This is a genomic window from Mycobacterium sp. IDUB_9 (assembly GCF_055419505.1).
The window spans coordinates 923,205-935,637 of the sequence record NZ_JBVAXU010000001.1 but is presented as its reverse complement, the minus strand read 5'-3'; the positions used below and the strand labels follow the sequence as shown (position 1 = coordinate 935,637).

Sequence of the window (12,433 nt, the reverse complement as noted above, 5' to 3'; positions counted from 1 at the left end):
CCCTGTCAGCGGTCCCGTCGCTCGTCATGGGTGGGGAAGTGCTCGGCCAGCGCCGCGGCGATCTCCAGGAACCGGCGCCGGGTCGGCGTCGACATCTCCCGCGGGTCGACGACGCCGCCGGGCCGCAGATGCCCGTCGAACGGGACCTCGATCACCCGCTGGCCCTGACCCGAGAACTGTCCGGCCAGGATCGTCCGGGTGCGTTTGTCGGCGTGGCCGTCGGAGTCGTTGAGCACCACCACGGTGCGCTGCAGCAGTTCCGTCATCTCGTGGGCTGCGAGCCAGTCCAGCGTCTGCCCGGCGGTGGCGGCGCCGTCGACCCACGGGGAGGACACCACGATCAAACCGTCGAGGTCGCGCAGGACCTCCTGGGTCACCGGCGAGTCCATGGTGGAACTGCAGTCCACCACCGAGATGGAGAAGTGCCTGTCGAGACGGGTGGTGGCCTCGCGGTAGATGGCCGCGTCCAGCACCCGGCGGCGGGCCGGGGTGCCTTCGCCCGCGAGGACGAAAAGCCCCGCGGCGTTGGTGCCGACGCGGCTGCGCACGTCGGCGAACGAGTCCAGGTGCTTGTCGTTGGCCAGCTCCCAGTACGAACTCTGGGCCTGGGGGTCGACGCGGCTGCCGAGCTTGCCGAATGACGTGTCGGCGTCGATGGCCACCACGCGGTCGTCCTGGCGCAACTGGGCGAAGATCGAGCCGACGCTGGCCGAGACGGTGGTCTTGCCGACCCCGCCCTTGCCCATCACCCCGACCTTGTAGTGGCCGCGCAGGAGTCCCTTGATCTTGGTCTCCAGCTCGGCGACCCGAAGGTCTTCCGGCGACGGGCCGGGATTGACCATTCCGAACGTGGCCCGGTACATGAACAGCCGCCAACCGCTGCTCGGTGGCTGACGCTTCGGCGGAACCAGGTCATTGACCCGGATGCGGTCGGCGTAGGACCCGGTCGGCAGGGGCGGTACGCCGGGTGCGGGCATTCCCGGGTCCGGTGCGAATCCGCCCTCGGCGGGCCAGGGCTGACCGGGTGGTGGTCCGTAGGGCCGCTGCGGTGGCGGGCCCCCGGGGCCGGGCGGACGCTGCGACGGGAGCTGCCAGCCGGGCGGGTTCTGCTCCCACGCATCCGGCCGGTGTTCGGGATGGCCCATGTTCGGTGGTGCCTGGTTGGGCGGTGCCTGATGGGTGTCGTGCGGTTGTTGCGGAGGCGCGGGCGGGGCAGGAGGAGGAGGCGGCGGCGCCTGTTGCTGCGGCGGTGCCGGCGCTGCCGGCGGTGCGGGGGGCGCCTCCCGGAAGGTGCTGCGGGCGCGCTCGGCGTCGCGGTCGACGGGGACGACTTGCGATGGGCTCGAATCGTCGGAGTCGGAACTGGCCGGGGCCTTCGACGGCACGAAATCCACCGGGGGCCGTCCAGGTATCGACGGCGGCGGCTCGGGTGGTTTGCGGCGGGTCGGCCGGGTGTCGGGTTCGAAGTGTGATTCCTCCGGCCCCGTCCAGCCGAGCTCTCTACGCAAGGTGTCGTCGGGGTCGGGCACGCCTGAATCTCCTCATCGAACTCACGTAAGGGAACTTTGACCGTGTTCAAGTATCGACTACAACCCGTCCGGCTTGCATGATCCGCCCGTAATCCGGCCGAACTAACGGCGCAGCAAATTTTGATGGCAAACCCCGCGGTGGGTGGAAAAGGGGGTGGGTGGTGTGCCCGGAGGCAGTCCGAACTGCCCTTTGGCCGACGCCCCGGGGACGCCACACGAGCATGCCGCCCAGCCCTTCGGGTGCTCCCGGAAAAGCGGCCGTTCACTGCCATAAGTAGTGGTCAGAACGGGTCAGAAGACGGTCGTCCGGAGCCCGTCGGAGGCGCGAAATTGGTGCGCTGACCGGGTCGGATGCGCTGGTAATCTCTGTTCCGGCGAAGGGGATGCGGGGTATGGGACTGCTGGGGGATATTGCCGATATCGGCAAAGGCGTGATCGAGAACAATCTGAAGTGGACCGAGCGAGCCGCGAAGGTCGGAGAGTTCATCGTTCGCAACACTGTCGGCGCCGATCTCAGCCAGCAGGCTGCCAACTTCTTCGCATCGCAGATCGGTGGGCGTCTGATCAGAGCCGCCCGGTCGCCGATCCTGGTCGCCGGTCAGCAGACCATCGAGTCGATGAAGCGCAGCACCGGAGTGGGCGATCCGGAGAACGGGCAACGTTTCGGTGCGGGGGCCGACAAGATGGGCGCGGTAGGGCAGGTGTTGGTGTCGGCTTTCCCCGACGACAGCTGGGACAGCAGCGGGGCCAGTGCTTACGCGGGCCGCAACGGCGAACAGGTCGGCCGGGTCCAGACGATGCTCGGGTTGGACACCATGGTGGCCGGGGTGCTGTCCACCGAAGCCGGCCAGATAGCGGCTACCCGCGACAGTCTCGACGGACACTCTGACTGGCTGGGCGCGATGAGCCTGCTCACAACGAGCGCGGGAATCGTTCCGGGTTTCGGGCCGGCCGCCCAGATGACGGCGGAGTTCGCGATGGTCGCCAAGGCCGTCGGCGAGTCCCACAGCGATCTGCGGACTCTGTGCGGTCACATCGATGAGAACGCGGCCGTATTGCAGACCGCAGCGACGCAGTACGAAACCTTGGCCGGCGGCGCCACCCCCACCGGTGCGGAGTTCGAGCCGCCGGCCGGTGACCCTCAGCCGCCCACCGCGCCGGAAGATCCCGGGGCCACGGATCCGGGAGGACCCACTGGCGGCGATGGTGCTCCGTCGGTCGGCGGTGCTCCGTCGGGTGGAGCTGTTCCGGCGGGTGGGGGCGGCGGTGCCCCCTCGACCGGCGGAGGGATAGGCGGAGGAGGAGGTGCTCCGTCGACGCCTTCGATGCCCGCCGGCATGTCAGGTACGGGGTCCCCGTCGCAGGATGCGGCGACGAATGCGGCCGGCGCCCTCGGCGGGATCCTGGGCTCACTGGTCAGCCCGTTGAGCGGAATACTCGGCGGCATCACCCAGGCTGCCGGACAGGCTGCGCAGGCGGCCACCCAGGCCGGGACGCAGGCGGCGCAGATGGCCAGCCAGGCGGCCGGGCAAGCGGGCGGTCCCGTCGCCGACCAGCTCGACAAGGCGTCGGACAGCGCCGGCGTCGACACTGACGGCCGGGACGGCCGGGACGACGAGGATCGGGACGGTCGCGACGAGGACGACGAGAAAGACGAGCACGACGAGGACGACGAGAAAGACGGCGAGGACGGCGAGGCCCGAGCGGGCGAGCCCGAGGAGGGTGAGGCCGGTGGTCTGCCCGCCACGGATTCTGCGGGTGCGCCGGCCGATCCGCTGGGCGCCGGCGCGGATGGCGAGGCCGCCAAGACGCTGCCGCCCGACCTGGAGGCCATGGCCGCCGGCGGTGCCGCGGCTGGTCCGGCTCCGGTGCATGTCGGGGCGGATTTCGAGCAGGGCCAGCTGCATGTGGCAGCGGCGGCTACATTAGATCGCGGTGTACCCGGATCTGCGGCCGTGATCGACAGGTAAGAATTCGGGGACAGGGATCGAGGGGAATTTCATGGCGGGTGATTTGCGGGTTGCCACCGCGCATTTACAGGAGCTATCGGCCAAGCAGGGCCAGGCTGCAACCAGCCTGACTGTGGCGACCGGCGTGGTCGAGGGTGTCGACGCCGCGGTACGCCTCACTCACGGGCCGATTTCGTCGTCGACGGCCTCAGCCGTCGCGGCCGCGCTCAACGCGCGTCGAGCTGCGGGAACTTGTCTGGCCAGTGTGTCGCGTGACCTCGGAGCGAAGCTCTCCCGCGCGGCGGCCGGGTACGACCGGACGGATTCGGCGATGTCCGGCGCCCTGCGTGGAACCGTTCGGTAGAGGGGGAGCAGACGCATGACTACTCCTTACAGCGCAGACGCGAATGCCCAGGCGATCGACGATGTCGTCGGCGTCGAGCTGACCATCGACGGGATCCTGGTGGTCGCGGACAAGCTGGGGCTGAGCGATTTCCCGCCCTCGATGGGCATCCGGTTGAACATTCCGCAGCCCGATCTGCGGAACATCGTGTGGGAACAGGTGGGCCGTGACCTCACGGCCCAGGGCGTGCTGGATGTCTTCGGTAACCCGCACCCCGAGGTGGCGGCGATGCTCGACACGCTGAGCCGGCCCGAGCGCACGCTGGAGGGGCGCTGGTGGCGTCGCGACGCGGGCGGCAAGATGATCCGGTTCGTGGTGTGCCGCAAGGGCGGTCGGCATGTGGTCGCGGCCCGCGACAACGACATGCTGGTGCTGCAGCGGGTTGCCGCCCAGGTGGGTCTGGCCGGCATGGTGATGACCGTGCTCGGCGAGGGGTTGCCGGCCAGCGTTGAGCCCTTGACCGGGGTTGCGGCGACGCTGGCGAATTGCCGGACCGCCGACGAGCTGACCGGCTACGGGATCCCGCCGACCTCGGCGCGGGTCTACGCGAACATCATCTCCGAGCCGGAGAGCTGGGTGGAGCTCGTGGTGTCCGAGCGCAATCCGGGCGGCACGATCGCTCAGGTCGACGTGGCCGCGGGCGTGCTCGACTCGAAGCAGGGACGCATCGTGTCCATCCCGCGCCGGGTGAACGGCGAGCTCTACGGCAGCTTCCTGACCGGGACCAAGGACAATCTGCAACGGGCTTTGGACGGTTTGATCGAATTCCTGCCGTCGGCTTCATGGTTCGACAAGTCTGATCCGGACAGCTCCTACGCGTACTGAAAGAGGCCGCCACGGTGGGTGACTTTCCGCCACATTCTCCGGACGACGATGACGACTATGACGACCTCTCGGCGCTGGACTCCTCGTACGCGGACGACGCTTCGAACGCGGCGGGCCTCGACGCGCTCGGGACCTACGACGACTTCGTGCCGGCTGACGATGCGGTATCCGGCGACGGGTTCTCGGACGTGCCCGCTGCTGAAGACGACCAACTCACGGTGCCGCTGTTCACCGTCACCAACCCGCCCGAAACCGTCACGGTGACGGCGTTCATGGACGGCCGCGTGCACCAGATCGAGTTGGCACCGAAAGTCACCACCCTGACCGAACGGGATCTCGCCGAGGAAATCCTGGTGATCGCGGGTCTGGCTGCTCAACAGGCCAAGTCCGCCCAGTACTCGTTCATGCTCGCGGGAATGCGGGAGCATGGACACGACGACGCGGCGACCCGCGACTTTCTGACCCGTGACCTGGATCTGCCCACCCCGGAGCAAGCCGATGATGCTCGGGCCCAGGTCTTTTCGACCCGCTATGGAGGCGACGATGGCTGACCACCTTGCTGGAATGTTCGGTAGCGCGGTCGGCATGCTGTCCGGCTCGCCGGCCCGCTCACTCGAGATATTCACCGAGATAACCAATTACGACGAAACCGCCTGTGATGCGTGGGTCGGTCGGATCCGCTGTGGGGACACCGACCGGGTGACTTTGTTCCGGGCCTGGTATTCACGTTCGAACTTCGGTCAACTGGCCGGTACCGCCGAGATCTCGATGAACGGTGTCGGCGCGCGGATCCCGATCGGCGGCATCTACGGGAAGGACATCTCCTACCCGATCAACTCGCCGTTGGCGATCACCCTGGGCTTCGCGGTCCAGGAGGCGGCCGAGGGTAACTTCGCCGACGCGATGGAGGCCTTGGACGATGCCCCCGCCGGCGGGTCCGAGCACCTGGTGTCCTGGGTCAAGGCGGTGGTCTACGGTGCGGCGCAACGCTGGACCGATGTGATCGATCAGGTGCGCGGCGCCGACCAGTGGCCGGACACGTTCCTTGCTGCCGCGGCAGGTGTGGCCCACGGCGTGGCGGCAGCCAACCTGGGGCTGTTCACCGAGGCGGACCGGCGCCTCACCGCCGCGGACGGTACGCCCGCAGCGGCGGCCTGCTCACGCGCCATCGCCTGGTTCCTGGCGATGGCCCGGCGCGCCCAGGGCAACGAGGAATCCGCCCAGGTTCTCCTGGAATGGTTGCAGGCGAACTACCCGGAGCCGAAAGTTACTGCAGCACTGCGTGATCCGGCTTACCGGCTGGAGACCACGACCGCTGAGAAGATCGCTGCCCGCACCGATCCGTGGGATCCGTCCAGCGTGGTGGCCGATACCTCCGGGCGGGACAAGCTGCTGGCCGAGGCGCAGGCCGAGCTGGACAAGCAGATCGGTCTGAGCCGGGTCAAGGAGCAGATCGAGGCGTACCGGGCGGCGACGCAGATGGCGCGGATCCGGGCCGCGCGCGGCATGAAGGTGGCCCAGACCTCCAAGCACATGATCTTCGCGGGTCCGCCCGGTACGGGTAAGACGACGATCGCGCGCGTGGTGGCCAACATCCTGGCCGGGCTCGGCGTGATCGCCGAGCCGAAGCTGATCGAAACCTCGCGTAAGGATTTCGTCGCGGAGTACGAGGGCCAGTCGGCGGTGAAGACGGCCAAGACGATCGACCGTGCCCTGGGTGGCGTGCTGTTCATCGACGAGGCTTACACCCTGGTGCAGGAGCGTGACGGCCGTGCCGACCCGTTCGGTACGGAGGCGCTGGACACCCTGCTGGCCCGGATGGAGAACGACCGTGACCGTCTGGTGGTCATCATCGCCGGTTACAGCAATGACATCGACCGCTTGTTGGAGGCCAACGACGGTCTGCGTTCCCGGTTCGCCACCCGTATCGAGTTCGACTCGTACTCGCCCGACGACATCGTCGAGATCTCCAAAGTCATTGCCAAGGCCAATGATTCGTGGCTCGATGACGATGCCTGCAAGCGGGTCAACGAGGCGGCCTCGTTGTTGAGCCAGCGCACGCTCAACAACAAGCCCGCGCTGGACATCGCCGGTAACGGTCGTTACGCACGGCAGCTGGTGGAAGCCGGTGAGCAGAACCGTGACATGCGGCTGTCCCGGTCGCTGGACTTCGAGAGCCTGGGCGTCGAGCAGCTCAGCGAGGTCAACGGAGACGACATGTCGGCGGCGATCGCGGCGGTTCACAGTCGCCTGAATATCGGCGAATAAGCGATGGCAGGCTTCCGGCTCACCACCAAGGTCCAGGTCAGCGGCTGGCGCTTTCTGCTGCGTCGCGTCGAGCACGCGATCGTGCGCCGCGACACCCGGATGTTCGACGATCCGCTGCAGTTCTACAGCCGTGCGGTGTTCGCCGGCGTCGTGGTGTCGGTACTGATCTGCCTCGGCGCCGGGTTGATGGCGTACTTCAAGCCGCTGGGCAAGCAGGGCAGCGATCAGTTGTTGGTGGACCGCACCACCAATCAGCTCTACGTGATGCTGCCCGGAAGCAATCTGCTTCGCCCGGTGTACAACCTGACCTCGGCGCGGCTGGCGCTCGGTAATTCCGGTACCCCGTCCGCGGTGAAGTCCGAGGAGCTGAACCGGTTGCCCAAGGGCCAGCCGATCGGTATTCCCGGTGCGCCGTATGCCACGCCGACCGGTGCGCCCGCCTCGCGGTGGACGTTGTGCGACACCGTGGCCAAGCCCGACAGCTCGGCGCCCAAGGTGGAGTCCTCGGTTCTGATCAGGTCGCTGGCAACGGATACCGCGGTCGGCCCGATGCGCCCGAACCAGGGCATGCTGGTGTCCTTCGAGGGTGGCAACTGGCTGGTCACCCAGGACGGCAGGCACAGCATCGACCTGTCGGACCGGGCGATCAGCTCGGCTGTGGGCATCCCGGTCACCGCGAAGGCCACGCCGGTCTCGGAAGGGCTGTTCAACGCGCTGGCCAATCGCGGGCCCTGGCAGCTGCCGGGAATTCCGGCCGCCGGAGCACCGAATACCTTTGGGCTGCCGGATAATTTGGTGATCGGCTCGGTGTTCCAGACGGCCACCGAATCCGATCCGCAGCACTATGTGGTGTTGCCGGACGGGGTGGCCCGGGTCAACGAGACCACAGCGGCGGCGCTGCGCGCCACCAACTCCTACGGCCTGATGAAGCCGCCGTCGGTGGAGGCCAGCCAGGTCGCCAAGATCGCCGAGCAGGTCTACGCCTCGCCGTTGCCGGACAAGCCGCTCGAGGTGCTGCTGCGTCAGGACTCGCCGGTGCTGTGCTGGGCCTGGCAGCGGGAACCGGGCGATCAGGCACCCAAGACCACCGTGATCGCCGGCCGGCGGTTGCCGCTCCCGTCGTCGGCGGTCGGCACCGGCATCGACCAGATCGGCGGTGACGCAACGGTGTACATCGAAGGCGGCCAGTTCGTGCGGCTGCAGTCACCGGATCCCCGGGTGGGCGAGAGCCTGTACTACATCGACCCGCAAGGAGTGCGGTACGGCATCGCCAATGACGATGCCGCGAAGAATCTGGGCCTGTCCGGTTCGGTGAACGCGCCGTGGCAGGTCGTCGGGCTGCTGGTGGAGGGCCCGGTGTTGTCGAAGGAAGCGGCGCTGCTTGAGCACGACACGCTGCCTGCCGACCCCCATCCGCGCAAAGTGGAAAGCAAGCAAGGCTCATGACAACCAAGAAGTTCACCCCCACCATCAAGCGGGGGCCGCGACTGACACCGGGCGAGATCAACGTCGCCGCACCGGATGACCTCGGTATCGAGATCCCGCCGTCGGGCATGCAGAAGGCCATGCCCTGGGTCATGGGCGGCTGCATGCTCGGCATGATCGCGATCATGATCTTCACCGGGGTGCGTCAGCTGTCCCCGTACATGCTGATGATGCCGTTGATGATGATCATGGGCACCGTCGGCATGATGGGCGGTGGCGGCGGCGGGGGCAAAAAGGTCCCCGAGATCAACGCCGACCGTAAGGAATACCTGCGGTACCTCGCCGGCCTGCGCACGCGGGTGACGTCGTCGGCGTCGGCTCAGGTCGCGTTCTTCGGTTACCACGCACCGCATCCCGACGATTTGTTGTCGATCATCGGCACCCACCGGCAGTGGTCGCGTCAGGCCAACTCCGACTTCTACGCCGCCACCCGCATCGGCATCGGCGCCGAGATCGCGGTGGACCGCCTGCTCAAGCCGAACACCAGCGGTGAGCTGGCCGGCCCGCAGGGCGCGCCGCAGCCTCACCTGGAACCGGTCAGCCACATGTGGGTCACCAAGTTCCTGCGTACCCACGGCCTGATCCACGATTGCCCGAAACTTGTTCAGCTGCGGACATTCCCGACGATCGCCGTGGGCGGAGACGCCGACGGTGCCTCGGCGATGCTGACCGCGATGATCTGTCATCTGGCGGTATTCCATCCGCCGGACCTGCTGCAGATCCGGGTGCTCACCGACAACCCGGAAGACCCGAAGTGGGCGTGGCTCAAGTGGCTCCCGCACGTACAGCACCAGACCGATACCGATGCGGCCGGGCCCACCCGCCTGGTCTACACCCGCCCCGACGGTCTGAGCGATCTGACCGCGCGCGGCCCGCACAGCGCCGACGCCGCGCCCGGTGGCCCGTACGTGATCGTGGTGGACCTGACAGGCGGCAAGGCCGGCTTCCCTGTCGACGGCCGGGCCGGGGTCACCGTGCTCACCCTCGGAAATCACCGGGGGTCGGCGTACCGGTTGCGGGTCGACGCGGACGGGACGGCCGACGATAAATTGCCGAACCAGAACTACCGCGAAGTCACGCGGGTCGTCGACCGGATGACCCCGGCGCAGGCGGGCCGGATCGCCCGCAAGCTGGCGGGCTGGTCGATCACCGGAACGATCATCGACAAGAACGTCCGGGTGCAGAAGAAGGTCTCCAAGGAATGGCACCACCTGGTGGGCGCCAAGTCGGTCGAGGAGGTGACCCCGGCCCGCTGGCGGATGTTCACCGACACCGACCGCGACCGGCTCAAGATCCCGTTCGGCCACGAGCTGAAGTCCGGCGAGGTCATGAAGCTGGACATCAAGGAGGGCGCGGAGTTCGGCGCCGGCCCGCACGGGATGCTCATCGGAACCACCGGCTCGGGTAAGTCGGAGTTCCTGCGCACCATGATCCTGTCGCTGGTGGCCACCCACCATCCCGACCAGATCAACCTGCTGCTCACCGACTTCAAGGGCGGTTCGACCTTCCTCGGTATGGAGAAGCTGCCGCACACCGCGGCCGTCGTCACCAACATGGAAGAGGAAGCCGAGCTGGTCGGCCGTATGGGCGAGGTGCTCACCGGTGAACTCGACCGGCGCCAGCAGATCCTGCGTCAGGCCGGTATGCAGGTGGGTGCCGCGGGTGCGCTGTCCGGTGTGGCCGAGTACGAGAAGCATCGCGAGCGCGGCGCGGACCTCCCGCCGTTGCCGACGCTGTTCGTGGTGGTCGACGAGTTCGCCGAACTCCTGCAGAACCACCCCGACTTCATCCAGCTGTTCGACCGAATCTGCCGCGTGGGCCGGTCGCTGCGCGTGCACCTGCTGCTGGCCACCCAGTCGCTGAACACCGGCGGCGTTCGGATCGACAAGCTCGAGCCGAACCTCACCTACCGAATTGCGTTGCGTACCACCAGCTCTTCCGAGTCCAAGGCGGTGATCGGGACGCCCGAGGCGCAGTACATCACCAACAAGGAGAGCGGCGTGGGCTTCCTGCGGGTGGGTATGGAGGACCCGGTGAAGTTCAGCACCCTCTGGACCGGAGCCAACTACGTGCCCGAGGTCGAGGAGTCGGCCGACGGCGAGGTCAGGCCACGCTCGCAGCGTCAGGCCCGGCTGCGGATCCATCAGTTCACGACGACACCGATTTTTGATACGGCGGTGACCTCATGAGTACAGATGCTGAACCGAGGGTCTTGCGTGAGGTCGTCCTCGGGCAGTTGGGCACCGGTGAGAGCCGCGCCTACAAGATGTGGCTGCCGCCACTGACCGATCCGACTCCGGTCAACGAGTTGCTCGAGCGCGACTACCAGCGTCAGCCACTGCGTTTCCCGCTGGGAATCATGGACGAGCCACGCAGGCACCGACAGGACATCTGGGGCGTCGACGTCTCGGCGGCCGGCGGCAACATCGCGATCGGCGGTGCCCCGCAGACCGGCAAGTCGACCTTCCTCCAGACCCTGATGCTGTCGGCAGCGGCGACCCATACGCCGCGGCAGGTGCAGTTCTACTGCATCGACCTCGGCGGCGGTGGCCTGATGTACATGGAAGACCTGCCGCACGTCGGCGGCGTGGCCACCCGTGCCGAACCGGATCGGGTCAACCGGGTGGTGGCCGAGGTGAAGGCCGTGCTCAGGGCCCGGGAGCAGGTGTTCAAGCAATACCGGGTGGGCTCGGTCTCGGCCTACCGCGAGATGCGAGAAGACCCCAACAATCCGGCTGCGCAGGATCCCTTCGGTGACGTGTTCCTCGTGATCGACGGCTGGCCGGCGTTCGTGGCGGATTTCCCCGATCTGGAACCGGCAGTGCAGGATCTGGCCGGCCAGGGCCTGGCGTACGGCGTGCACGTCATCATCTCGACCCCGCGCTGGACCGAGCTCAAGTCACGCGTGCGTGACTACCTGGGCACCAAGATCGAGTTCCGGCTGGGCGATGTGAATGAGACCCAGATCGACCGGATCACCCGGGACATCCCGGCCAACCGGCCGGGCCGCGCCGTCTCCCTCGAGAAGCATCACCTGATGATCGGTGTTCCTCGGCTGGACGGTGTGCACAGCTCCGCAAACATCGTCGACGCGATCACGGCGGCGGTGCGGGAAGTGGCCTCGCGGTACACCGACCAGGCGCCGCAGGTGCGGGTGCTGCCGGAGAAGATCTACCTGCATCAGCTCGACCCGAACCCGCCGGGAGCCGATTCCGATTACCGGACTCGCTGGCAGGTGCCGCTGGGGGTGCGCGAGTCGGACCTCGCGGTTGCCTACAACCAGATGAACATGACCCCGCATCTGCTGATCTTCGGTGCTCCGAAGTCGGGGAAGACCACCATCGCGCATGCAGTGGCCAAGGCGATCTGCAGTCGCAACAGTCCCGACCAGGTGCGGTTCATGCTGGCCGACTACCGGTCGGGCCTGCTCGACGCGGTTCCCGAGTCGCATCTGCTGGCAGCCGGCGCGATCAACCGCAACAGCGCGTCGCTGGAGGAGTCGATCAAGGCGCTGGCCACCAACCTGAAGAAGCGGTTGCCACCGGCGGACCTCACCACCTCGCAACTGCGGTCGCGGTCGTGGTGGAGCGGTCCGGACATCGTGCTGCTGGTCGACGACTGGCACATGATCACCGCGGCCGCGGGCATGTTGTCGCCGATGGCGCCGTTGGGTCCGTTACTGCCGGCCGCGGCAGATATCGGGCTGCACGTCATCGTGACGTGCCAGATGAGCCTGGCGCACCGGGCGACGATGGATAAGTTCGTGGGTGCCGCCTATGGCGCCGGTTCGCCGACCTTGTTCCTTTCCGGCGAGAAGAACGACTTCCCGTCCCGGGAGATCATCGTCAAGAAAAGGCCGCCTGGCCAGGCATTCATGGTCGCGCCGGAAGGCAAGGAAGTCATTCAGGCGGCCTATGTCGATCCACCCGAAGAAGAAGTGTTCGCAGCACCCCAATAGGGCAGTTAGTATTTAT

Annotated in this window: 9 protein-coding genes; 8 read left to right on the top strand and 1 reads right to left on the bottom strand. The window is 67.4% G+C overall.

Annotated features, from left to right (window positions below; translation table 11 throughout):
* Positions 1-5: 5 nt before the first annotated feature.
* Complete coding sequence (locus ACZY08_RS04540; RefSeq protein WP_463743383.1) at positions 6-1,529, bottom strand: MinD/ParA family ATP-binding protein; 1,524 nt, start codon at positions 1,527-1,529, stop codon at positions 6-8.
* 392 nt (positions 1,530-1,921) lie between these two features.
* On the opposite strand from ACZY08_RS04540, the gene ACZY08_RS04535 reads away from it, so the two are divergent.
* From ACZY08_RS04535 to eccCb, 8 genes are read left to right on the top strand one after another with little or no spacing between them, the layout of a single operon-like run.
* The gene (locus ACZY08_RS04535; RefSeq protein WP_463743382.1) at positions 1,922-3,499 is read left to right on the top strand and encodes an EspA/EspE family type VII secretion system effector; all 1,578 of its coding nucleotides are present in this window, start codon (positions 1,922-1,924) and stop codon (positions 3,497-3,499) included.
* 31 nt (positions 3,500-3,530) lie between these two features.
* A complete protein-coding gene (locus ACZY08_RS04530; RefSeq protein ID WP_463743381.1) occupies positions 3,531-3,842 on the top strand; it encodes a type VII secretion target in 312 nt (103 codons plus the stop codon).
* Positions 3,843-3,857: 15 nt separating this feature from the next.
* The gene (locus ACZY08_RS04525; protein WP_463743380.1) at positions 3,858-4,706 is read left to right on the top strand and encodes an ESX secretion-associated protein EspG; all 849 of its coding nucleotides are present in this window, start codon (positions 3,858-3,860) and stop codon (positions 4,704-4,706) included.
* Positions 4,707-4,720: 14 nt separating this feature from the next.
* The gene (locus tag ACZY08_RS04520) at positions 4,721-5,257 is read left to right on the top strand and encodes a YbaB/EbfC family DNA-binding protein (protein ID WP_463743379.1); all 537 of its coding nucleotides are present in this window, start codon (positions 4,721-4,723) and stop codon (positions 5,255-5,257) included.
* On the top strand, positions 5,250-6,974 hold the full coding sequence (gene eccA, locus ACZY08_RS04515; protein ID WP_463743378.1) for a type VII secretion AAA-ATPase EccA: 1,725 nt from the start codon (positions 5,250-5,252) through the stop codon (positions 6,972-6,974). Before ACZY08_RS04520 ends, eccA begins: the two co-directional genes overlap by 8 nt.
* Before the next feature lie 3 nt (positions 6,975-6,977).
* A complete protein-coding gene (gene eccB, locus ACZY08_RS04510) occupies positions 6,978-8,420 on the top strand; it encodes a type VII secretion protein EccB (protein WP_463743377.1) in 1,443 nt (480 codons plus the stop codon).
* Complete coding sequence (gene eccCa / locus ACZY08_RS04505; RefSeq protein WP_463743376.1) at positions 8,417-10,648, top strand: type VII secretion protein EccCa; 2,232 nt, start codon at positions 8,417-8,419, stop codon at positions 10,646-10,648. The genes eccB and eccCa overlap by 4 nt, the downstream gene beginning before the upstream one ends.
* Entirely contained in the window at positions 10,645-12,417 is a 1,773-nt protein-coding gene (eccCb, locus tag ACZY08_RS04500) for a type VII secretion protein EccCb (protein WP_463743375.1), read from the top strand. The genes eccCa and eccCb overlap by 4 nt, the downstream gene beginning before the upstream one ends.
* Positions 12,418-12,433: the final 16 nt, after the last annotated feature.

What these genes read in the sequence shown, in the direction of transcription:
- ACZY08_RS04535 (WP_463743382.1), top strand. Translation starts at nt 1,922, where the DNA reads ATGGGACTGCTGGGGGATATTGCCGATATCGGCAAAGGCGTGATCGAG.
- ACZY08_RS04530 (WP_463743381.1), top strand. Translation starts at nt 3,531, where the DNA reads ATGGCGGGTGATTTGCGGGTTGCCACCGCGCATTTACAGGAGCTATCG.
- ACZY08_RS04525 (WP_463743380.1), top strand. Translation starts at nt 3,858, where the DNA reads ATGACTACTCCTTACAGCGCAGACGCGAATGCCCAGGCGATCGACGAT.
- eccA (WP_463743378.1), top strand. Translation starts at nt 5,250, where the DNA reads ATGGCTGACCACCTTGCTGGAATGTTCGGTAGCGCGGTCGGCATGCTG.
- eccB (WP_463743377.1), top strand. Translation starts at nt 6,978, where the DNA reads ATGGCAGGCTTCCGGCTCACCACCAAGGTCCAGGTCAGCGGCTGGCGC.
- eccCa (WP_463743376.1), top strand. Translation starts at nt 8,417, where the DNA reads ATGACAACCAAGAAGTTCACCCCCACCATCAAGCGGGGGCCGCGACTG.
- eccCb (WP_463743375.1), top strand. Translation starts at nt 10,645, where the DNA reads ATGAGTACAGATGCTGAACCGAGGGTCTTGCGTGAGGTCGTCCTCGGG.